Source organism: Glutamicibacter sp. BW80 (genome assembly GCF_002332385.1).
GTDB lineage: Bacteria > Actinomycetota > Actinomycetes > Actinomycetales > Micrococcaceae > Glutamicibacter.
Map to the genome: position 1 here is coordinate 139,490 of NZ_NRGV01000017.1, position 20,381 is coordinate 159,870.

The 20,381-nt window shown below is 55.1% G+C and carries 31 protein-coding genes and 1 other RNA gene; 2 read left to right on the forward strand and 30 right to left on the reverse strand.

Annotated features, from left to right (window positions below; all coding sequences use genetic code 11):
- Positions 1-674 precede the first annotated feature (674 nt).
- The 22 genes from CIK76_RS04990 to CIK76_RS19000 all read right to left on the reverse strand — a co-directional run bounded on the left by CIK76_RS04990 (position 675) and on the right by CIK76_RS19000 (position 12,590).
- Positions 675-1,067: a hypothetical protein gene (locus CIK76_RS04990; RefSeq protein WP_096284046.1), complete on the reverse strand. Its 393-nt coding sequence runs from the start codon at positions 1,065-1,067 to the stop codon at positions 675-677.
- A 10-nt stretch (positions 1,068-1,077) separates the two neighbouring features.
- Positions 1,078-2,175, reverse strand: a complete 1,098-nt coding sequence (dnaN, locus tag CIK76_RS04995) for a DNA polymerase III subunit beta (RefSeq protein WP_096284048.1) — start codon at positions 2,173-2,175, stop codon at positions 1,078-1,080.
- A 10-nt stretch (positions 2,176-2,185) separates the two neighbouring features.
- On the reverse strand, positions 2,186-2,467 hold the full coding sequence (locus CIK76_RS05000) for a hypothetical protein (RefSeq protein WP_096284050.1): 282 nt from the start codon (positions 2,465-2,467) through the stop codon (positions 2,186-2,188).
- Between the two features lie 365 nt (positions 2,468-2,832).
- Positions 2,833-3,105, reverse strand: a complete 273-nt coding sequence (locus tag CIK76_RS05005; RefSeq protein ID WP_096284052.1) for a glutaredoxin domain-containing protein — start codon at positions 3,103-3,105, stop codon at positions 2,833-2,835.
- Between the two features lie 539 nt (positions 3,106-3,644).
- Positions 3,645-3,884 (reverse strand): hypothetical protein, encoded by a 240-nt coding sequence (locus CIK76_RS05015; RefSeq protein WP_096284054.1) that lies wholly within the window; start codon positions 3,882-3,884, stop codon positions 3,645-3,647.
- Positions 3,885-4,136: 252 nt separating this feature from the next.
- A complete protein-coding gene (locus CIK76_RS05025) occupies positions 4,137-4,820 on the reverse strand; it encodes a single-stranded DNA-binding protein (protein ID WP_096284057.1) in 684 nt (227 codons plus the stop codon).
- Entirely contained in the window at positions 4,813-5,397 is a 585-nt protein-coding gene (locus CIK76_RS05030) for a hypothetical protein (RefSeq protein ID WP_096284059.1), read from the reverse strand. The genes CIK76_RS05025 and CIK76_RS05030 overlap by 8 nt, the downstream gene beginning before the upstream one ends.
- A 2-nt stretch (positions 5,398-5,399) precedes the next feature.
- Positions 5,400-6,227 carry a lambda exonuclease family protein gene (locus tag CIK76_RS05035; protein ID WP_255248352.1) on the reverse strand — a complete coding sequence of 276 codons (828 nt, stop codon included), beginning with the start codon at positions 6,225-6,227 and terminating at the stop codon, positions 5,400-5,402.
- Complete coding sequence (locus tag CIK76_RS05040) at positions 6,228-7,442, reverse strand: ATP-binding protein (RefSeq protein ID WP_176484092.1); 1,215 nt, start codon at positions 7,440-7,442, stop codon at positions 6,228-6,230.
- Positions 7,439-7,768 (reverse strand): hypothetical protein, encoded by a 330-nt coding sequence (locus CIK76_RS05045; protein WP_096284063.1) that lies wholly within the window; start codon positions 7,766-7,768, stop codon positions 7,439-7,441. The genes CIK76_RS05040 and CIK76_RS05045 overlap by 4 nt, the downstream gene beginning before the upstream one ends.
- On the reverse strand, positions 7,758-8,138 hold the full coding sequence (locus tag CIK76_RS05050; RefSeq protein ID WP_096284066.1) for a hypothetical protein: 381 nt from the start codon (positions 8,136-8,138) through the stop codon (positions 7,758-7,760). The genes CIK76_RS05045 and CIK76_RS05050 overlap by 11 nt, the downstream gene beginning before the upstream one ends.
- On the reverse strand, positions 8,135-8,599 hold the full coding sequence (locus tag CIK76_RS05055; protein ID WP_141393468.1) for a hypothetical protein: 465 nt from the start codon (positions 8,597-8,599) through the stop codon (positions 8,135-8,137). Before CIK76_RS05055 ends, CIK76_RS05050 begins: the two co-directional genes overlap by 4 nt.
- 155 nt (positions 8,600-8,754) lie before the next feature.
- Positions 8,755-9,090, reverse strand: a complete 336-nt coding sequence (locus CIK76_RS05060) for a hypothetical protein (protein WP_096284070.1) — start codon at positions 9,088-9,090, stop codon at positions 8,755-8,757.
- A gap of 57 nt (positions 9,091-9,147) precedes the next feature.
- Positions 9,148-9,312 (reverse strand): hypothetical protein, encoded by a 165-nt coding sequence (locus tag CIK76_RS19285; protein WP_176484093.1) that lies wholly within the window; start codon positions 9,310-9,312, stop codon positions 9,148-9,150.
- Complete coding sequence (locus CIK76_RS05065) at positions 9,309-9,686, reverse strand: hypothetical protein (protein ID WP_141393469.1); 378 nt, start codon at positions 9,684-9,686, stop codon at positions 9,309-9,311. Before CIK76_RS05065 ends, CIK76_RS19285 begins: the two co-directional genes overlap by 4 nt.
- Before the next feature lie 222 nt (positions 9,687-9,908).
- Positions 9,909-10,511, reverse strand: a complete 603-nt coding sequence (locus tag CIK76_RS05070; protein ID WP_176484094.1) for an ead/Ea22-like family protein — start codon at positions 10,509-10,511, stop codon at positions 9,909-9,911.
- Between the two features lie 573 nt (positions 10,512-11,084).
- Entirely contained in the window at positions 11,085-11,369 is a 285-nt protein-coding gene (locus CIK76_RS05085; protein WP_096284080.1) for a hypothetical protein, read from the reverse strand.
- 65 nt (positions 11,370-11,434) lie between these two features.
- A complete protein-coding gene (locus tag CIK76_RS05090) occupies positions 11,435-11,638 on the reverse strand; it encodes a hypothetical protein (protein ID WP_096284082.1) in 204 nt (67 codons plus the stop codon).
- Positions 11,638-11,802: a hypothetical protein gene (locus CIK76_RS19290; protein ID WP_176484095.1), complete on the reverse strand. Its 165-nt coding sequence runs from the start codon at positions 11,800-11,802 to the stop codon at positions 11,638-11,640. The genes CIK76_RS05090 and CIK76_RS19290 overlap by 1 nt, the downstream gene beginning before the upstream one ends.
- Positions 11,799-12,083: a hypothetical protein gene (locus tag CIK76_RS05095; protein WP_096284084.1), complete on the reverse strand. Its 285-nt coding sequence runs from the start codon at positions 12,081-12,083 to the stop codon at positions 11,799-11,801. Before CIK76_RS05095 ends, CIK76_RS19290 begins: the two co-directional genes overlap by 4 nt.
- A 94-nt stretch (positions 12,084-12,177) precedes the next feature.
- Entirely contained in the window at positions 12,178-12,414 is a 237-nt protein-coding gene (locus CIK76_RS05100; RefSeq protein WP_096284087.1) for a hypothetical protein, read from the reverse strand.
- A complete protein-coding gene (locus tag CIK76_RS19000; RefSeq protein ID WP_141393470.1) occupies positions 12,411-12,590 on the reverse strand; it encodes a hypothetical protein in 180 nt (59 codons plus the stop codon). The genes CIK76_RS05100 and CIK76_RS19000 overlap by 4 nt, the downstream gene beginning before the upstream one ends.
- A 216-nt stretch (positions 12,591-12,806) precedes the next feature.
- Between CIK76_RS19000 and CIK76_RS05105 the strand changes: the two genes are divergently transcribed.
- Together CIK76_RS05105 and CIK76_RS05110 are read left to right on the forward strand one after the other, a co-directional pair.
- Positions 12,807-13,262, forward strand: a complete 456-nt coding sequence (locus tag CIK76_RS05105) for a helix-turn-helix transcriptional regulator (protein ID WP_096284089.1) — start codon at positions 12,807-12,809, stop codon at positions 13,260-13,262.
- Positions 13,237-13,656 (forward strand): ImmA/IrrE family metallo-endopeptidase, encoded by a 420-nt coding sequence (locus CIK76_RS05110; protein ID WP_096284091.1) that lies wholly within the window; start codon positions 13,237-13,239, stop codon positions 13,654-13,656. Before CIK76_RS05105 ends, CIK76_RS05110 begins: the two co-directional genes overlap by 26 nt.
- 50 nt (positions 13,657-13,706) lie before the next feature.
- Here the strand turns inward: CIK76_RS05110 and CIK76_RS19005 are convergent, their stop codons facing one another.
- The 8 genes from CIK76_RS19005 to CIK76_RS19575 form a co-directional block, all read right to left on the reverse strand.
- The gene (locus CIK76_RS19005) at positions 13,707-14,327 is read right to left on the reverse strand and encodes a hypothetical protein (RefSeq protein WP_141393471.1); all 621 of its coding nucleotides are present in this window, start codon (positions 14,325-14,327) and stop codon (positions 13,707-13,709) included.
- 75 nt (positions 14,328-14,402) lie between these two features.
- Entirely contained in the window at positions 14,403-15,455 is a 1,053-nt protein-coding gene (locus CIK76_RS05125; RefSeq protein ID WP_141393472.1) for a site-specific integrase, read from the reverse strand.
- Between the two features lie 202 nt (positions 15,456-15,657).
- Positions 15,658-16,026: a transfer-messenger RNA gene (gene ssrA, locus CIK76_RS05130) on the reverse strand.
- A 105-nt stretch (positions 16,027-16,131) separates the two neighbouring features.
- Positions 16,132-16,611, reverse strand: a complete 480-nt coding sequence (gene smpB, locus CIK76_RS05135; RefSeq protein WP_096284099.1) for an SsrA-binding protein SmpB — start codon at positions 16,609-16,611, stop codon at positions 16,132-16,134.
- Positions 16,612-16,665: 54 nt separating this feature from the next.
- Positions 16,666-18,129 (reverse strand): M23 family metallopeptidase, encoded by a 1,464-nt coding sequence (locus CIK76_RS05140; protein ID WP_096284101.1) that lies wholly within the window; start codon positions 18,127-18,129, stop codon positions 16,666-16,668.
- Between the two features lie 61 nt (positions 18,130-18,190).
- Positions 18,191-19,105, reverse strand: a complete 915-nt coding sequence (gene ftsX / locus CIK76_RS05145) for a permease-like cell division protein FtsX (protein ID WP_096284103.1) — start codon at positions 19,103-19,105, stop codon at positions 18,191-18,193.
- A complete protein-coding gene (gene ftsE / locus CIK76_RS05150; protein ID WP_096284105.1) occupies positions 19,102-19,896 on the reverse strand; it encodes a cell division ATP-binding protein FtsE in 795 nt (264 codons plus the stop codon). Before ftsE ends, ftsX begins: the two co-directional genes overlap by 4 nt.
- Positions 19,897-20,254: 358 nt before the next feature.
- Positions 20,255-20,380: a putative transporter small subunit gene (locus tag CIK76_RS19575; RefSeq protein ID WP_096284107.1), complete on the reverse strand. Its 126-nt coding sequence runs from the start codon at positions 20,378-20,380 to the stop codon at positions 20,255-20,257.
- Position 20,381: the final 1 nt, after the last annotated feature.

The following is a 20,381-nucleotide window of genomic DNA, read 5'->3' on the forward strand; positions in this document are numbered from 1 at the left end:
CGTTTTCCAGTTTGCTGGTGGCTGTGTTGGCTCACCCCGAGTTAGGCGTTTTCCCATTAGACGTTCGGGTCGGTCGCCAAGCATTATGTCTGCTCGGCATGCTCGGCATGTGTGCGCGTCTTGCCCTGCGTGGTCTTCGCACGGTGGCATCTTCGCTTTCATGTGAGTGGAGTTGCTTGGTGCTGTTGCATCCCAGTGCTTGCCGGTGACGGTGTACAGGTTCGGGGTTCTTTTCAGATACCCGCCGTTTGGCTCTGTCATCGTCGCGTAGTGTGCTGCGGCTCTGAGTGCGTGCTCGAAGTCGTGGGCGGGTATCCCGTCGCCTTGGTTGGCTTCTTGAAGGATCTTGTCTACGGGGTTGTTTGACCAGTCGGGGCGCATGAGCTTGATGATTTGGACTAGCCGTTGCCCTTGCGATCTGGTGAGTATCATTTTTTGTTTTCCTCCTATCTAAAAAATGGCGGCGATCGATTTGAAGCCTCGCGTTAAGTACTTGACGATCGCCGCTTTTCTTCATTGGCACATTAAAAAGATGACCAAAAACTAACTGTGGATTCGACGCGACGTAAGTAGTTAATGGTGTTGGTGTTGGTGTTGGTGTTGGTGCCACTTTTTGCTAGACGTTTGCTACGTGGTTTGCTACTGGTTCTGCTGTAGCACCTGCTAGGCGTTTGCTAGGCGTTTGGGTTCTCGCACCAGTAGCACCCAGGCTTCACGATCCCTTGATTTGTATGGTTTTTCGTGTGCCCGCCAAGCGCCCCAGCAGCAGATTTGTTCGACTTGTGTTGCAGGATTTCCTTCTTCGATTTCTGGTGCTTCAAGTAGTCATGCATCGCGTAGTCGTCGCCCTTTTTGTCTACCCAACCGACTTTGAGAAGCTGCTCCTGCACCTTGGGTGGATACTCTTCGAACACCCATGAATCAACGTGGCCATCTGTCATGAACTCATTGCAATGTGCCCAAAGCTCCAACAAAGTCACGCGGGCTTCAAAGTTGAGTCGCCGGAACTTTGGGTGTCGAAAGAGTTCGTTAGTGACCGCGATGTATGGTCGCGTATCTCTGGACACGTAGTAGCTCCTATTGGTTTGGTAGTCGAACTGGCATGAGTAGATAACGGCTGCTGCCGTCGCTTGGCTCTAAAGTCGTTGGCTTTGGGCCTGCTGGCGAGATCTTCACCTGATCCGTGTCGATGGATCGCAGTACGGTCAGGAGGAAGCCTGGGTTGAACGCAAGAATGAACTCGTCATAGGAGTCAGTTTCGATAGCAACTGACGCGGCATTATCTCCACCGCCAGCATCGAGCACGATCATCGAATCTTTTGCGGTGAGGCGTACTGGCGTGTTTCGTTCAGCCATAACACTTACCGCGTCAACAGCATCAATGAGCTCTTTGCGGTCGATGGTGTGGGTGTCGGTGCTCGCGTTGGTGAAGAGTGCCCGAACCTTTGGGTAGTCGCCACTTAGCAGGCTGATACTGCTTGTGTACGCCCCGGAGGTGACACCGATCCTTGATGCTTCACCATCCTCCATGCTGATGTGCAGAGTGGTTTCACCGGCGATGGTTTTGGAAATGGTTTTGAGCCAGTCCGTTGACACGGTTGCGGATATTTTCATTTCTGCGTTTGGTTCCCAGCCGGCGTAATCGGTGCCGATCTTGTACCGGTCGGTGGCCAACCCGTCGATCCGCTCCCCCAGCTCCAAATGGATGCTCTTCAATACTGGCAAGGCTTCGTCTGTTGATGCGCATCCTTCGAGTGCGTGGATTAGTTTGGAGAAGTCGTTGCCGTTGATGCTGCCAATGTCTTCTGGGTTGCCGTTGAGGTTCTTCGGGTACTCGCTGGCGGGCATGACTGGCATTTCAAACTTCATTGAGCCTTGGGAAATATATGCGCGCTCTGATTCGACGTGCACAGTGACCGGCTTCTTTGATTTGAACTTGTTGACGGCTAGCCCAAGCATCTGCCCGTATAGGAGAGCGCGGCCAGGCTGTTCAACGTCTACTGCCACGGCAACTCTTGAATAGCGAAGGTAATCAGATCCGCTGGCGCGCAGCTCGTGCGGTTGAACTTCGAGCAGTACGGCGCTCATGATTGGTGAGGTGGGCCGGGCAGCGATTGCGGTTTGAGCGAACCGTACGGCTTCTTTGAGGTCTGCGGGATCGATAGAGAACTTCATGGTCGTTTTCCTATTCGTGGTCGAGGGTTGGAACGATGAGCGAGATTTCTAGGCCGGTTTTGGTTATGTCGTGGTCGATGGTGACGCTGAAATGTTTCCCGGATTCGCTCGGTCGCAGGTGATGACCCGCCAGTTTGAGTTTGAAGATTGCCGATTGCCGCTGTGCTTCGTTTTTGAAGTAGAGGCAGACATGCAAGGGCACGTCTTGGTATTCGCGCCCTGGTAGGTCGTCGGCTTCGAGGATGGCGGCAAGCTTGCGTAGTGCGTCGGCTTGCTGTTGAGGGTTGGTCATCGTCGATAACCTTTCAGGTAGACGGGGCGGCCTTGAAGGCCTACCCCGTTGAAGTCGCTGTCGGCTCGCCCGATGGCTTGTTCAGCAACGGGGTCTCGGTAGAGTGACCGCCCGGTTTTTGCTGATTGCTGTGGCGGGGTGTGGCATTTGCAGGTTCCAGACCGGCAGAACATATGTGGTGCTCTGCCTTTGCAGAGCCGGCAGCATGGCGGGGTGTCGGTCGTCATTTGGTCACCATGCGCACTTTCTGGCGGCGTTTGTCTTTGTTGTGCAGGTTTGCCAGTCGAGCTTGGAATGCTTTGGCGCTTCGCATGTTCTCTTCATGCGATGGCCGCGGCGTGATGATTTTTCTCTTGGTCGGCACGTTAGTTCGCCTCCAAGATGTGTTCGTTGATTAGGTCGGGCCGGAAGCTGAACCAATCGGCTATGAGCACGTTGTGTTCGTCGTAGACGGTCACGTAAGGCATTTCTGCCGGGGTGTTGAGTTCTTCTGCTCTGGCTCGGATCGCGGCGGCTAGAGGCTCGTTCTCTTTGGTCGATGCGTCGATGGTCGCGTATGGGATTTTCGCGTCATCGAGCTTGCGTTTGGTGATCCGGCATTTCTGGCATGAGGTCGTGGTGAATACAGTTACGTTCATTTGGCGTTCTTTCTTTCTTGTCGTTTACGAGACATGTATGCGCGATTTCTTGCGCGATGACACTCCAGGCATCGCCTATAAGTAGTCGTTCTTGTCTTGGTTATCCGGGTGTTTTCTGGGGTGAAAAGGTGACCGTGAGCGCATTCATCTCGGCGAGCGAATTCGGCAGTTGGGCCTACCCCGCGGAGTACGTTTTCTTTGATCGTCACCGGTTCAAGATGTGATGGATTCACGCAGTTTCTAACTCGACATAGATGGTCAAGCACAAGCCCCTGCGGTATCTCGCCCACTAGCTGCTCATAGGTCAAACGGTGCACTCTTAGGCAGGTGCCGTTGCTGCCGATAATCCCGTATCCGTCCAGGAGTGCTCCGGTCCAAAGCCAACAGGATTCGGTGACCTGTACCGATTTCCAAAGTCTTCCAAGAAGCGCTTTCAAAATAAGTTCCTTTGGGAATGGTTCGGGGCTGGCATCCGTAGTGAATGCCAGCCCCGTTTTGGGTATGAAAAAAGCCAGTACGTTATGCACTGGCTTGGAGGGTTATTTCTTTAGCATCCTCGGTGTGAATGGCGTGTTGCCGAAAAGCGTTCGGATTGCGTAGACCGGCAAAACGAGCTGCCAGAATGTCAGTCCGATTTCAGGGAACCATGCGGCAACGAACCACCACACGATGAGCGTCCGAAGCGCGAGCATGAAGATCGCGGCGAACACTTTTCCGAACCATCCCTCACCGTTTAGTGCTGGGGTGACTACTTCGACTTTGCTGTACTGCTCTGCCATGTTTTTGCCTTTCTTGGCATAAGAAAAGCGCTACCCGGTTTGGGTTAGCGCTTAGGGGTTACTGCGTGGTGAGTGACGCCAGGATGACGAAGTAGATTCCAACTACGAATGGAGCGAAAGTGATGCAGCCATTCACCCAGAACGGCCAGTTGAACCTATCTGCTGTGCGATCCACTAGGACTATCCACCCGAATAAGATTCCTACCGCTATGAGTAGGCAGACGAGAATCCCCAGAGCGGTCAGCGCGCCCATCAGAATGGTGGCTCGTCTGTGCCTGGGTTGCCCCAACCGCCGCCGCCCTGCTGTGGTTGCGATTGACCGCCGCCAGTGCTCCACGGGTCATTGCTTGGCGCGTTCCATCCTCCGCCCTGTGGTGGTTGCGGCGGTTGCTGTTGCTGTGGAAGCTGATTCCAGCCTCCCCCATTGCCCTGCTGAGGTGGCGGGCCTTGCTGGTTGTTATTCCACCCGCCGCCCTGTTGCTGAGGATTCCCGCCCCCGTCCTGCTGGCTTTGCGGTGGATTGCCCCACCCGCCCGGCTCATAGGTGTTCGCGTTCGAAGCTCCCCCGCCCTGCTGAGGCGCGTTCTGTTGAGGCGTTGGCTTGTTGCGTGCCTTTTCGAACGGCTGAATCCCCCATGCTGTGAAGTCCAATGCAACACCGCGTGTTCCATCTTGCTTGTCGTAATCGCGTGACCAAAACTCACCTACAAGTTTCACGCGGTCGCCCTGTTTTAGGCCACGCTCATAATGCATTTCACCGAGTGATCCCCAGATCGACACGTTGAACCCTTGCGTCTTCAAAGTCTCATAAGTGCCGTCTTGGCGTTTACGATCTTTATTTTCGATGACACGAAAGTTCAGCACGTTAGAACCGCTCGGCGTTGTCTTCAACTGGGAATCGGCGGCGAGATTACCGGTCACTGTCATTTCAGCCATTCGCGTTTCCTCCTATTTTTTCCATGATTACCGCGTAGTCGTGCAAAGTGATTTCGTGCGGCCCTGCTAATTGTCGACCAAGTACCTGCGCCGAAAACTGGGCAGGACTTTCGATACCGGCATTTGTGGCAGCCATGTTGATTTCGTTCCACTGAGCCGGGCTAATCGTCGGCTCTGCGTTTACTGCGGCGACGGTTAGGGGCTCGATCTTGTGGGTTTTGCGTTTATTCTTCGAAGCTGGCAAGACAATGGGCTTCATCTTGTCAATGCCGGACATGTGGCTAATTTCGATACCGCCCACCTTGTCCGGTCCGAAAGTAGTATCGGGGTTGCGGAACAAGGTCAGTTGCGAACCGATATAGGCCAGCGGGTCTTTGCCCCAAACGCTCACCATGATTCGACGCATAGATTTTGAGGGGCGGTAAGGCCTCCCAGGTATCTCCGTGAGATGGAAGTTGAAAGGTTGCTCTCGGCTACCTTTCGTCACGTTCTCTATAGTGAAAGTCCGCGGCCCTGTTCGTAGATCCTCAGCGTTGAGCTGGTCGGACTTCGGGGCAATGCTCTCCGTCATATCCATGGTTACCAAACCTCCATATCTGCAAAGTGGTCGATGCGTTCGGTTGGTGGCAACCCGGCGATGCGCTCGTAGTATTCGCTGATCATTTCCTCAGCATTTTCTTCGAACGCACGCAGGGCAAGCTTGATCGCTTCCTGCCATGCCGGGATCGGGTACACGCGCTTGACGTACATTGGCATGCCACCGGTCCAGCTGAGGTAGTCGCACCAATCGCGGCCACTGACCAAGAGTCCGCATTGGATTTGCGCCATGTTTTCAGGTGGCACGCAATCATCAAGGAACGTTTCGAGTTGCTTTTTCTGTGCACGTGACTTGACTTCGATTAGCCCCTTTTCACCAACAAGACCGTCTGGTGAGTAGCCGATCTTATACCCGTCAATTTCGCGGGTTATGAAGCCAACTTCTCGGGCTTCGGCGTAGTGCTCGCTGTAATGTTCTCGGGCTATTGGTTCGTCAAGGTTTCCGCGTTCCATGTCTCGCGAGGTGAATGACGGTTCAACGAAGCCGGTGATTCTTTCGGCAGCGAGTGATCGGGTTAGGCCTCGCGAAGTTTCGTTGCTCGCGGGCTTCATGGTCTTAGTGGTGATCAGTAATCCGACAACGGAGGCAGTAACTAGGCCGCGGCGCTGTTCGAACCATTCATCAGTGCCTTGTTCGATCTTCTCAAAAATCACTGGCTCACTGGATAGTGCTAGTTTCGGCATAGTCTCTACCGGCTCCGGCTGGCGCTCAACCTTGTCTGGCTTCGGTTCGGTAAACGTCTTGGATACGACTACGGGCGGTGTCTCCACTTTCGGAGTGACCGCCCGCGCCCCTGTCTTGATGACCATTTAGATCAGCTCTCCTTCTGAGAAGAAGTATTCGTCATCGCCCTTGTCTTCCTTCACGAGCTCGATGAACACTTGGAAGTTGGTTGCTTCGGCCATGTCGTTGAGGATCTGCATCCCTTCCATGTCGAGCACGTTGCCGTCTCGAATGACGATGACGCGGATCTCTGGGTTGGTGGCCATGATCATCGCGCAGGACACGATCAGCTGTTCGCGGCCTGATGCGCGACTGAATGGCACGCCTTGGTACAGCACGCCTTCGTCATCGAAGGTGAGTCCTTCGATTGGCATTTCAGCTTGTGCGAGTCCGTCAGTTTTGCGCTGGTCGAGCGTCTTGATCTGCTCGGTGAGGTCTGCGTACTGGTTGCGCAAAGAGTCCTTGGCAGCCACCTGTTCGCGTGCCTGGTTGTTCGCACGGATTGAGGCGTTGGACTCTTCGACGCTTGCTAGCTGGGCTTCAAGCGCGGATGTATCGGCAGGGAGAGGCTGAGATTCAAGTTCAGCTTGACGGTCATTTACAGCAACTGACCACCCTTCAAGCTGACGCGTGAGCTGGGCGATTTCGGCGGTAATTTCCTCTACCTTAGATTCGGCATAATTCAGCCCATCCTCGGCATCCTTGATCTTCGCTGCCTGATCGGTTGCTAGGCGAATAGCCGAGATAATTTCACCGGCGCTGGTTTCTTCGGTTGGCAGGCTGGAATCTACTACAGCTTCACCTAGCGCCTTGCCCTGCTGCCCAACACTGAGTCGCTGCGCTTCGAGGCGTTTACGTTCAGCGTCCAGCTCGGCAGGCTTGAACGGCAGATCCACGATGCTTAGCAGTGCGGCGAGTTGATCCTTTTCGCCCATGCTGATGAACTTGCGCCCGTCGATACCGAGCGAGCTGATTCGTGCATCCAAGTCCTTCTGACCAAACTTGTTACCCTCAGCATCCAAGCCCTTGAGCGTGGTTCCTGATGGGGTGTAGCCGCGGATCAGCGTCGAGCCATCCGACAGTTTGATATCGATGGTTGCTTTGCCGTGGCCGTCTTTGATGGGGCGCTTGATGTTGCGCCCGTTATGCCCGGTCAGTGCAGCTTCGAGGCCGTCATTGGTGGAGGTCTTGCCGGCACCGTTCTTGCCCGCGAGGACGATCAGGTTGCCCGATGGTTCGATCTTGGCGTAGCTGACTTTCTGAAAGTTTTTCAGGGTCGCTTCGGTTATCTGCGTGCTCAATTTTTGTTCTCCTTGGTTTCGGTTTCGGGCAAAGCAAAAGCCCCGCCTAATTTGGTGGGGCCGTGTCGTGTTTCGTGTGCGAGTCCGGTCATTCTCGCTTTTTCGAACCGGTTGTGCGCCGTGGCGGCTAGATGGTCGTAAACCTCAGCATTCGCCTCCGTGCGGATCTGGGCTAGCCAGCGGTCGAACTCGGTGCGAGCTTCGGTGCGGCTGTACGCAAATCCAGTCACCATCGCCCCGGCTACGTACTGCTCTCGAATAACGTCAGTGTCCGGCACGTATTCCCCGCCGTGATATGCAGCCTCGTGCTTCTCATTAGCGCCCATTAGTGGTGGCCTTTCTTATCTGGTCGGCTCGGAATTTGAGCTGATTAGCGATTCCTTGTCGTGCTGAGGCGTAGGCGTGATAGCGCGTATTGTCAGCGCCGGTAAGCGTTACGGCGGTTCGGGCGTAGCCTTCGCCTTCGTCTTCGATTACCTTGGCGAGCCGTTCCACCTCCGCGGCCTCCTGCTCCTGCATGTGCTTTTCCAGCACCTCGGCCAGGTGGGCGCGGTGATGTTCTCGGCGTTCATCCGAATGTGGCTCCACCCATTCGCAACCTAGGCATTCTGATCGCCAGCCGCCTTTGTCATTGATGTCGTCGATGGAGCCGACAGTCACTAGCGTGTGCGCTTCGAGGATTTCTTGGATGGTCATGGCTTTTTCCTTTCGTAGCTGGCCTTGCACCGCGCACACAGGCCGGCGTATTGGTAGTCGGTAAGTTTTGGTTTCAGGTCTTCGCCTGCCGGAAATCTGCGACCTCCGAAGATCCCGGTTTCCCCGTTGAGCCATGCCATGCACTCGGCTTCGTTATCCAGGTCGAGTCCACTGCTGACCATGACTACGCCTTGCACTCCGTGGCAGAGGGCTGTCCTGTGCAATGCCCCCGGCCCGGCGATCCTGTAGCGATAGACGTGGAACTTCTCGCGTGGCCGGGCTAGCGCGTAGCCAGCGTCTTGATCACGCATGTCCTCGGTAAACCAGTCAGCGCCCATTGGGCTTGCCCCCTCGGTGTAGTAGTGGTTTCCACGGTTTGCTTCTTGTCCAGAGCCAGCCGTGGTCACATTCGCAAAACCCGGTGATCCAGTCCGGTGCACCGCATCCGACTTCCGCGCCATAGTGCATATGGTGGCCACATTCTGGGCATCCGTGGTGTTCGCAGATATTGCTCCATGCGCCAACGGTCGCGCCCCAGTCGATGCAGTAGTGACCGCGATGGTATCCATCGCCCCATATGTCATTGACGTGGCGCGACTGCTCAGCGTAGACCTTCCTAGGCACCTGGCACCTCCGGGCGGTACGTCCAAGGGCCGGATGCATTCGGGGTGCGGCGCATTTGGTTGTAGAAGTTTGCGAGGTCGTCGCAAGCTCCGCGGCAGTCCTCACAGGTGGCGTAACTACCCGGCTCGTGGATGCCGTCACAAGTCCAGCCTGCAAGGTTTACCTGCTCACCAGTCACTACCGGATGGGCGGCGGCGAGGTAAGCGGATACGGCGGCGCGGGCGAGGTCGATAGGCGCTTCTGGAAGCTCTTGGCCGAAAGACGCATCAATTACCGCATCACACGCCACTTCGAGCGCGTCCGGGTTTAGCGGGGTTTGGTTAGTCATGGTCGCTCCTATCGTGGGTGTATGCATCTGGGCAATCGGTGTACATGCAGATTTCACTCACTTCTCTGCGCTCCCGTCGTGTTCGATGCATTTGGCAAGGATTGTTTCGCCTTCCCATTCGCGGTCGTTGAAGTCGGGTAGCATCTCGCTGCCGGTGTAGATTGCATCCGACTTTTCGCATCCCTGCGCCGGGCAGGAGACGTAGATGTGATGGCTACTCACTTCTCCGCCCTCCCGCCAAGCTCGCGTGCACGGCTGGCAACGGCGAGCCACGCCTTCTGGATGTGGTCGTCTAAATGGCTGAACTGCAAAAAGATTCGATCTGACCCGTAAGTGCCCGAGGCCTTGAACAGTTCCAGCGCTTCGGCTTCCAACTCGGCTTGATCCTTCGCTTCGGCGGCGCGCTTGTCACGTATCTGAATGTGCCGACGTAGACCCATCACTGCTTCACCTAGCCAGTCATCGTCAACATCAGGTAGCCCCGCCGCTTCGAGGATTGCTAGAGCGAACTTGGCTGATTCGTCAGGGGTATATCTGACAGCTCGGGCACCGGGGCCGTCGCTCGCCACGATCAGTGGCCCGCGAGAGTCGCTCATTACCGTGATGCTCGTGTTTGGTCGCTCCGTGATCGTCAAGTACTCAGTCGGTTTCATTTGTTTTCTCCTTGGTTGGTTCGTGCCATACGGTCGGCGTAGTCGATAGCTTCGGCGTGGGTGTGAAATCGAGCTAGCCAGCCATGCGCCGGTAGGATGCGCCCGCTTCTTCCTTCCACGCACCACGCCCAATGTTTCCCGCCGAGCCTGCGAACCTTTAGACGGTCAGCCACGGGTATCACCATCCAGTGCGCGGAGAATTTCGCCGGACAACGTGCGAATATTCGGCATGTTCATCTGAGCCACTTCTGCCTGAGACTCCAAAGCCAGCTCCCGCACTCTTGCTACGGCCTGCTCAGCCTTGAACAGCTCCGAGCGTTCCCGCGAGCTACGGTGAGCCCAGCGCTTGTTAGCTTCAAGCGCCGACTCTAGGTTCTCCTCAGCCTGTTCGAGGCGGGTGATTAGCGCGAGGACGGTTTCAGGGTTTGCGGCGGCCATGAACCGGGCGTTCGGGTGGCGTACGTCCACAACATCTGCCCGATACACCTTGGGGTGATTGCGCGGGGTGTCATCCGGCAAGTTCTGATTACGTGCAACCTCGTACACCATCAGATCCTTGGCGGTCTCCATCATCAATGAGTCGTCATCGAGGAAACGTGGAACTGCTCCCTGCATACCCCAGCGTTCGAAGTCCATGACTTGGCAGCGCCCAGCACCCTTGATCCACGTTGCAAGGTACAGCTGGCGGTTGTCGGCGTTCCCTGACCAATGCCACGGACCCGGTGTCGCTGTTTCCGCGGTCTTGCGTAGTTCGGATAGATCTTTCACAGGATCAACTCCCAAAGTAGTGTCACGCCGATCACGATGCCGACAGGTATAAGAAAAGCCCCAGCCACAAGGGCAAGGGCAACAGGGGTCAAGTGTCCGGGATCATCATTCACAGCCGTCACACTCCCGCTTCGCGTCAAACTCTGCGAGCCAAGCTCGATGATCAGCCGCACGCTGAGCACGCCACTCCGCAACAAATTTGCGGTGTCGATGCCGAGCAATCAGAGTGAGTACTAATGCAACAAGGAAAATCGCGGTAATGGTCGAATAAAGAGGATTCATGCGTCTGCCCTTTCCTTCCGTGGCTCCCAAAGGATCAACCGCCCACCATTACGTGACTTCGTGCGCGACTTGCCATAACTAACTTCGACTAGCGAGAATTCGGCGATAGCGCGACGCATGGCCGCGCCGTACCAATTTGAATGCCTCGGCGAAGTGCCCAGGCGCTTACGAACGTCGTCATTCGAAAACGGCGTTCCCTCCCCCACAAGCTCCGCAACAGTTCCGGTATAGACTTCGAAAAATTCCTCTTTCGAAGTCTCAAAAAGCATCGGAACCGGCAAGCCCGCCGCGCTAACCATTGAGGGTCTTCTTATGCTTCATGGCCCTTAGTTCGTCCTTCACATGAGCACGAGCACGACGCTTAGCGTTCTCAACGCACCGCGAAAAGAGACGATGGCGGAAGACCCAGTTCGTGCCCTTGTGATCCTCGGCGACGTAGAAACGCATGCCAGCATCGACTAGGTACAATTCGAATACTTCGTGATGCCGGGTCGGCCTCACGCTCACACGGGCGGTTCTCATATCACCGTGCACCACATAATCAAGCTTCGGTTCGGGCGGGGCTAGAATAGACATGTTGTGTTTTCCTTTCGAGGGATGCAAAAGGCCACCAGTTCGCACCTGGTGGCCTTACTTTTTGATTAGAATAGGTCGCTACGTTTAGCCGGTGGCCTCGGGCGAAATGCGGGCACTTGCGGCTCCGGCGAATGCTTCTCGCCAAGCGCCACCCCCTTATTCCAGTCCTCAACGGTGATCTGCCCGTTCTTTTCGAGCAGTGCCAGAAAATAGCCAGCCATGATCGGATCAACAAGACGTGCAGGCGGGGCAATCGGTTCGGTGCTCATTACTTCTCCTTGTAAGTTGCGGTGGCATCGCCAGATACTGGCAATGGGTAATCGTCGTCATGGAAGTCGTTCAGTTCGGGCGCTGACAATCTGGCGAAGTCCTGCGCAGGAATCACACGCTGCGACAACCAAAGCTCAACCATCGGATCAGGGCAGTCACTCATGCAGCCATCAACCTTCTCTCTACTGACTTATGGTGATCGCACTCTTTCGGGTTCATCACGTGAGCAACAGCGGTTTCGCCGGTGATATCGCTGTACTCCTTCTCATAAGCGAGCGCCAAGAACTCGGCGGCTTCAATCGCTTTGTCGGCGCGATCGTTGAACGCACGCTCAAGCCGGCGTGCAGTTTTCTTCATCTCTGAAAACGTCGAACTAACGCCGTTGATCGCGTTATAACGAGCAAGTTCAGTGAGGAAGCCCGGCTTCGGGTTGTTTTTGGGCATGACAAATAGTCCTTTACTTTCCGCAAACAACACGGAAGGGAGGGTTCGAAAGATACTGCGGGATGTTTGCCCAGAATCGGGCGGGGGTGCCTAGTTAGGCGAAGGGGTCTTCGTCGCCGGTTACCGGGTCGATGACTGGCTTTTCTTTTTGCTCTTTCACAAACGCGATAATCGCGTCAATATTGTCTTGGTCAAGCATGATGCGGTTGTTACTCAGTCGCGTGTGGTGCTTCTCGCTTGCCCGGCAGTACCGGCGAAGCTCGGTCGGCGTCATCCCTAATTCAGGGGCAACCACCTCCGGCGTGCGGAAGTACGCGGTTTCGGTACTCATGCCATGACCTTTTCGGTCACCACTTCGAACATTTCGCCGATACCCATGTTGTAAGTGACTACCATTGCGGCAATGAATCCGCTTGACGGCGAGCCCCCTGCATCGATCCGGCGAAGCGTTGTGCGGTCAACGCCGATCATTCGGGCCTGTATATCTTCGCTATCAATACCGTTCATTTTGCGAAGTCGCCCTAGTAGTCCAGGACGAATTTGGAGTGTCGCTGACATAACTCCCTCTCTGTGCATATTTGCTTCGTGATGATGTAAGACTACAACACAAGTATGCGAACTTACAACACTGTTATTAGCGATGATGCGAAACTACTCTGCTAATTCGCATGAAATCAGGCTAATCGGCTTGCAAATGATGCAAAGATGCTACAAGATTGAGTCATGACAACGTTTGAAAGCTACATAAAGGACGCCACAGGCGAGGGAAGCTTGCACGCGATTGAGCGTCGGACAGGTATTGCCCGCGCAACTCTCACGCGAAAGCTAAAGGGTATTCCTCCCGTAGAAACAGTCGTGGCAATTTGCAGGGCGTATGGGCTCAGCTTTTCCGAAGCGTTCGTTGAGGCCGGATATATCCGACAAGATGAAGCCGACACACTAGCCAGCGACGGGGCGCTGCGCCTCGCGACAGATCGGCAACTTGCCGAGGAAATATTGCGTCGAGCCCTAGCCGCCGAGGGCACCGAATCCTCGGAGCTCAATCAGCCAATCCGACTCGTAGACAATTTGCCCGACTACTCTCAAATGTCGGATGAAGATGTTAGAAATGCTTATGACCTAGCAGCGCTCAAGAAGCCCGAAAACATTGGAGATGACGAGCTACCACATGCACCTTGAAAGCCTGGCTTCGGTTTCAGGGGTCCGGGTCAGAACGGCACCGGTTCCCCCTGGCCACTGGGGCTTATACGATCACTCTCACAAGCTGATCACCATCAAGCCCGGCCTCGGGCGAATGCAATACAACTACGCTCTAGCCCACGAACTAGGACACGCTCACTTCGGGCATCATGGGCATCAACCGAAACAGGAACGCATCGCCGATAAATGGGCGGCGCGACAACTCATAGATTTTGAAGACTTGCTCGAACATTCGAAGGTCAGCATGGATAGGCTGACCACCGCCGCGAATTTAGGCGTATTGCCGAGCGTTTTGGAAACTTACATTCAGTCCTGCCTATCCCCTCGGCAGTCAATCTGCTTATTGAACCACTTGGCCGAAATTTACGCATAAAAAAAGACCCTCACCGATTGGTGAGGGTCTAATTTTTAGCCGAGGGTTACTCAATCGGCTTTCTTACTCGTTTTGGAGCCGCGATCCGGAAGCAGCTGCTTTATGAATCCCAATACGGGCAAGGATAGGAATGCCCCGCCAGCTATCGGGTTGCCGAAAGCGAAGAATAAAGCCGACCCAATCATGCACAAAACCATGAGGGATACAGCGGCTACTCGCCCAGCCTCGGCCTCTTTGACCTCGGCCTCTACCAACTTATCCATTCGATTCGTGTACCCAATAGTCTGCGACTCATGAATAGCGAACAACCGCTCAGGTGCATCCGGAAGTATCGCTTGATACTCACGCATGTCCTGAGGTGAAGGCATAGGCCCAGTCCAGCTAGACATTGAAGATTGCGACGCAGTAACTACCTCAAGCAGTCTGCCGGTAACAATGTCGGCAATTTCGCCTTCTAGTGCTTCGAGGCCTTTGCTGTTTTCATCGCCTGCAGGCGACCCACTAGCTGGCTGTAACGTGCCGCTTCCGCTTGCTCGGCTTCCATCTGTTCCCGCATCCGGCGTATCTTGCTGGAATTGTTCAGGCTCAGATCGTTCAGTCGGAGCGGATTCCATGCCTTTCGGCTCGCTCGCGGGCGGATCTTGTGTGCCATGGTTGTCATTTCCGGTCACGCCCTTCTCTTTCTACGCATGTTTCTGTTGCTTTATTGATCATAGCTACTGTGGCTGTGAAAACCATAGATTTCTTTAACCGAGTGCGTCGGCGGCCTTTTGGTCATCGTCGGTCGCGAGCCGGGCGTAAATCTTCAAAGTGGTTTGCGGGTCTTCATGCCCGAGGCGGGCTTGCACCACGTTAACTGCTACGCCGGCTTGCAGTAGATGCGTCGTGTGCGCTTTGCGGATTTCGTGGATCCATGGTTTTTCGTCTAGGCCGCCGTTCTTGACCAATTCGTTGATCGCGGGCTGCCAAGTGTATTTGTGGAAGTAGCTATTTCGAAGAAACTCACCGTCTGGCCGGGTGAATAAGTATTGGCCCGGGCGCATGTCCTTCATGTGCTCTATCAAGTCCGCGGATAGTTCCAAGGTGCAAGTGACGTTTCGCTTCGCCATTTCGGTTTTTGGTGGGCCGATCTTTTCGCCTTCGTCGGTGGCCTTCCAGGCGCGGCTGACCATGATGATGCATCGCTTGCCTTCGATCCGAATATCACGCTTACGCAACGCGGTTGCCTCGTTGTAGCGAAGGCCGGTCTTTGAGAGCACGCGAATAAATAGCTTGTAGCGCTCTGGCATCGCATCCTCGATGATAACGAGGTCATCCTTCGACAGATATACCGCTTCGCGTGCTTCGCCCGTGTCCGGGTCGCCTACGCCCTTTGCGACGTTCTTTGTCATCTTGCCGTCATGGACGGCGGTATCGAATGCACTCGATAGTAGCGCGTGAATATTCTTTTTAGTCCGCTGAGATAGTTCTGAGCCGACCGGCACATTCGAGCCCTTCACTGCGCGCAACCCGTCCATCCATTCGATGACGGCTTGCTTAGTCACTTTGTCGATTGCCAGCTTGCCGAGGTTCGAATCTACGATGTGCCCGGCGTTGTTGTTTCGGTAGCGCTTGATCGTTCCCGATTGCGGCTTGCTGAGCTGGTCGATGTGGGCGGTGACGATTTCGTGAACGCGTGGAAGTCGTTTGTCGTGCACGCGTTTTACCTCGATAGCGGCTTTGAGGCTGGCACCATTCGCTTCGAGAAAATCTTTGAACGTCTGGGCCTTGTCCGGTTCATCGAACATGCGTGAAGACATTTTCCCGGTGTCTTTGTTTCGGTAGACAACCCGGTAACCCGTGCCCTTTTTCCGATCCACTTCTTGGATGACTGCCACTTTGATCTAGCCCGTTCTATGTCGTGTCTAAGTTGTTCCGGGTTAGCTTTAAGCATCATCTAGGCCGTTTTAAGCATCATGAAAAAAGAAAACCCCGTAACCACAAGGGCTACGGGGCTTACTATAGTGGAGATGGGGAGAATTGAACTCCCGTCCGATGTGGCGTTGCCAGGTCTTCTCCGGGCGCAGTTTGCTGCGGAATTTCTCTGCCCCAACCATCACGCAAACATGTGGTTGATCCGGGCACAGTTACCAAAATATGTACCCAACAGCGGTAACGGCCGCTGGATACAGTGGCTATCTAAATGACGTAAGGAACAGGGGCGATAGCATCCCCTGGCTTACGGACTGTCTGGCTGCTTAGGCAGCGAGAGCGAAGTCAGTGCGCTTTGAGTCGGCACTTATTGTTTTGCAAAGAGCGTTTACGAGATAACTTTGCATCCTCGGCCCGCTTCATCTGTCGCGACTCACACCGTCGAAACCGATCATCCCCGTATTTTGTTGTCAGTCCCGGTCTCCCGGGTGCAACCACACCAATGGTGCGTTAATCAATCATAGCGCAATTCGGGAGGGTATCCCAACGAGTTTCGCCTCACGCTTATGCGTGGCCGCGATTACGCTCTCGCATTGCCCGTAGTGCTTCGCGATTGTCCTGCTGTTCACGCAGCGTCTGTCGCTTATCGTATTCGCGCTTGCCGCGGGCCACACCGATTTCGATCTTCGCGCGCCCATCTTTGAAGTACAACTTCAATGGGACGATTGTCAGACCTGACTCAGAGATTTTACGTTCGATCTTGAGCAGTTCTGCGCGATGCAGCAATAGCTTGCGACGACGTCGGGCGGCATGATTAGTCCACGAACCGTTCAGGTACTCAGGAATGTAGCAGTTCTCAATGTAGAGCTCATTGCGGTAGAACTGGCCGAAGCCCTCCACCAGCGAAGCTTTGCCTTCGCGCAGTGACTTAACTTCGGTCCCTGTCAGCACCATGCCCGCTTCGAAGGTATCTAGAATCTCAAAATCGTGGCGCGCCTTGCGGTTGCTCGCGATGATGCGATCTTCTTGGTTCTTCTTAGCCATGACACTCCTTGCATGTCGCGGGCGGATTCCCGCGCACAAATAACAAGTCTAACGCTAGAGAAGTCCCAATGGGTTCACATGCGAACCGTTGATGATCGTTTCGAAGTGCAGGTGACAGCCGGTCGAGTTACCCGTCGTGCCCACATACCCGACAACTTGGCCCTGGTTGACGTGCTGCCCGTTGCTCACAGCGATACGTGAAAGGTGATGGTAGTTTGTCGCCAAAGCCTTGCCCTTGACGACACCGTGCGAGACGGTCACCTTATTGCCCGAGGAACCACCCCATCCGGCGAACCACACTTCACCACTGGTAGCTGCGACAACCGGTGAACCACATTGGCCGCCGAAACCCCAGTCGACGCCTGCGTGAACATAGCCACCGCGACCGGTGTAGTCAATGGTTCCCGCCGGGGTCGGACGCCAGCCGAAGCTGGAAGTAATTCGCGAGCTGCTCGTTGGCTTGATCAAGCCCCAGCTGCTTGGTTCCGCGCGGGATTCGGTCTTCGGCTTTGCCTTGGGAGCGACGTATTGCTTCTTCTGGTACGTCTGCTGCTTCCGCTTCGCTTCGGCGGCTTGGCGCTCCTGCTCGGCCTCGTAGGCTGCCTTCTCTTTAGCGATGCGCTGACGCTCCGCCTCGGCTTCCTTGCGAGCTTTCTCCTCCGCCTTGCGCTTGCGCTCGGCTTCTTCGCGGATCAGGCGCTCTTGGCGTTCTTTGATCTGCTGATTCACCGTGGCGTATTCCTGCTCTTGCGACTTCAGCTTCGCCTGAATCTGCGGCTTCTTAGATTCCAGCTCGGCGCTGAGAGATTCGGTGCTGGCCACGAGGGCGTTCAATTCATCTTTGGCCGATTGCGCTGCATCGCGGGCGCCCTGTTCCTGCGCGAGAGCTTCTTCGGCTTGTCCCTTGAGTGAAGAAATTTCTTCCTCCACGGCGGCCAGGCGAAGTTTGTTACTCTCGTCAGTTGCCTTCTCTTGCGCCAGATCGTTATATACGGCGTTCTGAGAATCCATGGCCCTATTGGCCATGTCTAGACCGTCGGCCATGGCAGTGGCCGAGTCCATGTTCAGGATCATGTCTAGACCACTGGAAACTCCACCGCGCTTGTAAGCCTCGGAGGCGATTTGCGCCATGGTGTTTTCAGCTTCAGCTATCTTGGCTGCGTTTTCTTCGATCGCTTTGGCAACCTTGTCACGGGTGGCCTGGGCACTGATCAACCGGTTCGTCAGGTCAGCGACAGTGGCTTGGGCATTTGCTACACGGCTTTGCGCGTCGGCCAAGGCCGCTTCTGCCACTGGAACTTGGGCTTGTTGCTCTCGCAGCTTGCGATCCGTCTCAACGATATCCGCGTCTAGGACTTCCATATCCTGTTCAAGGTTGTCGATGTTCTGTTCGACCTTTTCCTTACGGTCATCCAGTTCGTCGGCGAGTACGATACCCGCCGGCAAAGTAAGCGACAAAGCAAGGGCTCCACCGATGGTGGCGCGTAGGAACTTACGTCGCACCGCGTTGGATAGCATACTGCTCCTTAGAGGGTTTTTGTGCATCAAGTTCTGAAGTTCGATCAAAGATAACGAACAGCTAAACCTTCAGGTAACGCTTCAACGTTACCACTGAAGAAATTGTGGCTAAAACGATACCAATAATCAAGAGCCCTGGAGCAACGAGTAGAACTTCATTCGTCGAGATGAAGGCAACGCCAACGTTTTCGTTGGCGAGTTTATCTTGAACAAGGAACTTCACAAGCAGCCACAAGGTGCCCGAAGCAAGTAAACCACCGATAACGGAGGCAATCACGCCTTCGATAATAAACGGAAGTTGGATGGTCGTTTTCGAAGCACCGACCAAACGCATAATCGTGGTTTCCAAACGCCGGTGCATCGCAGAAAGTTGAATGGTCGTACCGGTCAACAGCACCGCGCAGGCAATCATCACGATCGCCACCACAGCCGCAGCGGCCGATGCTACTCGGACGAGCTGGAAGACCTTTTCCAAAAGTTCGCGTTGATCCACCACCGAGTCGACGCCCGCAACGGTGGAGAACGCCTCGTTGATCACCGGATACTTCTCCGGGTCAACTAGCCCAACACGGAACGACTCCGGAAGCTGATCCTCGGTGACCTGATCCACCAGGGAAGAGTTCTTGTATTGCTCCTTGAAGTTCTTCAGGGCATCAGACTTCGACTCATACGCGAATTCCTTGATGTACGGAGACATCTCGTCAGATTCCAGCAGCTGTTGAATACTCGTGCGCTGCTCATCGGTGACCCCCTCGCCGGCGCAATTGGGCGCGGCGGTGTTGTCGTCGCACAGGAAGACCGCAACTTCCATGCGGTCGTACCAGTAGCCCTTCATCTGGTTGATCTGCAGCTGCAGCAACGCCGAAGCGCCGACGAAGGTCAGGGATACGAATGTCACCAAAACAACCGAGACGACCATGATGACATTTTGCCGAAGGCCCTTAGCAGCCTCGCGGAGGATAAATCCTAGTCTCACTGGTCCTCGTCCTTCTCTACGTTCGTTGCGAGCTCGCCAGATGCTTCCTTAGCGGCCTCACCGGTGAGCAGCTCGCGAGAACCATCTTGATTAATTACGGTGGTCATCGCCGTGTACTGACCATCAGCTTCGTCGCGGACGACGTTGCCCTTACTCAGTTCGATGACGCGATGACGGAATTCGCTGACCAATTCGTGGGCATGCGTGGCCATCAGCACGGTGGTGCCATTCTGATTAATCCGATCAAGCACGTTCATAACCTCGACGCTGTTTTTGCGGTCGAGGTTACCAGTCGGCTCATCGGCAAGCAGGATCGATGGCTTGTTCACGATGGCGCGGGCAATACCCACGCGTTGCTGCTCGCCACCTGAAAGTTCGGTTGGTTTACGGCGGGCTTTGTCTTCTAGCCCGACCATTCTCAGCGCGTCCGGAACTCGATCACGAATCTGCGCGCGGGAGGCACCAATAACTTCCATCGCAAACGCGACATTATCGAACACTGTCCGTTCGCGAAGTAGCCTGAAGTCCTGGAACACGAAACCGATGTCGCGGCGCAATTTGGGCACACGGCGGCTCGGGATACGGTTCAGGTTTTGACCTGCAACGTATACCGCTCCATCCGTGGCTCGTTTTTCGCGCAGTATCAAGCTCAGAAAAGTAGACTTTCCCGAGCCGGATTCTCCAACTAAGAAGGCGAATTCGCCACGGTTAACCTCGATGTTTACGTCATTCAAAGCAGCATTCTTCTGCTTCGGCTCGTAAACCATCGAGACATTTTCGAATTTAATCATGTCTTCAATCGCTAGTTGCCGTCGGGGCGCGACCCACGGAAACTCGGGTCGAGATCGAACGTTTTTGATGCGCCAGTCTTCCAAACCTTATCGGTGCAACGTGAACATCGTGTGCGGCTGGGGCGGTGTGTTGTCACATTCATGCTGTTTCCACAGCCTTGGCGCAATCCGTGAAGCACGGTGACCTGACTACTTTTTCGTCCAACAAGTAGCCCCGGTGACCTTGCGCACATCAGCGGTGCTTCCGGATAGTTCAGGGGTCCGGCATATCCCACAAGGGATTCTGATCTTTTCGCTATTAAATGCTTCAGGGGCAAGCGTCGGCAAATGACCGGCGCTTACCCCTGAAATTAGACTGCTAGATCAGCGGGTGGCCATTGCGCTTTGCTGCGAGGGCCTCGGCGATGAAGGCCCTGCCAATAAAGATCGCCACTCCGGCGACAACCACGGGCCAGGCCAATACGTAAATGGTGAGTGCCAACATG

Coding starts and splice junctions, on each gene's coding strand:
- dnaN (WP_096284048.1), bottom strand. CDS start 2,175: ATGAAGTTCTCTATCGATCCCGCAGACCTCAAAGAAGCCGTACGGTTC.
- CIK76_RS05000 (WP_096284050.1), bottom strand. CDS start 2,467: ATGACCAACCCTCAACAGCAAGCCGACGCACTACGCAAGCTTGCCGCC.
- CIK76_RS05005 (WP_096284052.1), bottom strand. CDS start 3,105: ATGAACGTAACTGTATTCACCACGACCTCATGCCAGAAATGCCGGATC.
- CIK76_RS05015 (WP_096284054.1), bottom strand. CDS start 3,884: ATGGCAGAGCAGTACAGCAAAGTCGAAGTAGTCACCCCAGCACTAAAC.
- CIK76_RS05025 (WP_096284057.1), bottom strand. CDS start 4,820: ATGGCTGAAATGACAGTGACCGGTAATCTCGCCGCCGATTCCCAGTTG.
- CIK76_RS05030 (WP_096284059.1), bottom strand. CDS start 5,397: ATGGATATGACGGAGAGCATTGCCCCGAAGTCCGACCAGCTCAACGCT.
- CIK76_RS05035 (WP_255248352.1), bottom strand. CDS start 6,227: ATGGTCATCAAGACAGGGGCGCGGGCGGTCACTCCGAAAGTGGAGACA.
- CIK76_RS05045 (WP_096284063.1), bottom strand. CDS start 7,768: ATGGGCGCTAATGAGAAGCACGAGGCTGCATATCACGGCGGGGAATAC.
- CIK76_RS05050 (WP_096284066.1), bottom strand. CDS start 8,138: ATGACCATCCAAGAAATCCTCGAAGCGCACACGCTAGTGACTGTCGGC.
- CIK76_RS05055 (WP_141393468.1), bottom strand. CDS start 8,599: ATGGCGCGGAAGTCGGATGCGGTGCACCGGACTGGATCACCGGGTTTT.
- CIK76_RS05060 (WP_096284070.1), bottom strand. CDS start 9,090: ATGACTAACCAAACCCCGCTAAACCCGGACGCGCTCGAAGTGGCGTGT.
- CIK76_RS05065 (WP_141393469.1), bottom strand. CDS start 9,686: ATGAGCGACTCTCGCGGGCCACTGATCGTGGCGAGCGACGGCCCCGGT.
- CIK76_RS05085 (WP_096284080.1), bottom strand. CDS start 11,369: ATGTCTATTCTAGCCCCGCCCGAACCGAAGCTTGATTATGTGGTGCAC.
- CIK76_RS05090 (WP_096284082.1), bottom strand. CDS start 11,638: ATGAGCACCGAACCGATTGCCCCGCCTGCACGTCTTGTTGATCCGATC.
- CIK76_RS19290 (WP_176484095.1), bottom strand. CDS start 11,802: ATGAGTGACTGCCCTGATCCGATGGTTGAGCTTTGGTTGTCGCAGCGT.
- CIK76_RS05095 (WP_096284084.1), bottom strand. CDS start 12,083: ATGCCCAAAAACAACCCGAAGCCGGGCTTCCTCACTGAACTTGCTCGT.
- CIK76_RS05100 (WP_096284087.1), bottom strand. CDS start 12,414: ATGAGTACCGAAACCGCGTACTTCCGCACGCCGGAGGTGGTTGCCCCT.
- CIK76_RS19000 (WP_141393470.1), bottom strand. CDS start 12,590: ATGAACGGTATTGATAGCGAAGATATACAGGCCCGAATGATCGGCGTT.
- CIK76_RS05105 (WP_096284089.1), top strand. CDS start 12,807: ATGACAACGTTTGAAAGCTACATAAAGGACGCCACAGGCGAGGGAAGC.
- CIK76_RS05110 (WP_096284091.1), top strand. CDS start 13,237: ATGACGAGCTACCACATGCACCTTGAAAGCCTGGCTTCGGTTTCAGGG.
- CIK76_RS05125 (WP_141393472.1), bottom strand. CDS start 15,455: ATGTCTTCACGCATGTTCGATGAACCGGACAAGGCCCAGACGTTCAAA.
- smpB (WP_096284099.1), bottom strand. CDS start 16,611: ATGGCTAAGAAGAACCAAGAAGATCGCATCATCGCGAGCAACCGCAAG.
- CIK76_RS05140 (WP_096284101.1), bottom strand. CDS start 18,129: ATGCTATCCAACGCGGTGCGACGTAAGTTCCTACGCGCCACCATCGGT.
- ftsE (WP_096284105.1), bottom strand. CDS start 19,896: ATGATTAAATTCGAAAATGTCTCGATGGTTTACGAGCCGAAGCAGAAG.
- CIK76_RS19575 (WP_096284107.1), bottom strand. CDS start 20,380: ATGTTGGCACTCACCATTTACGTATTGGCCTGGCCCGTGGTTGTCGCC.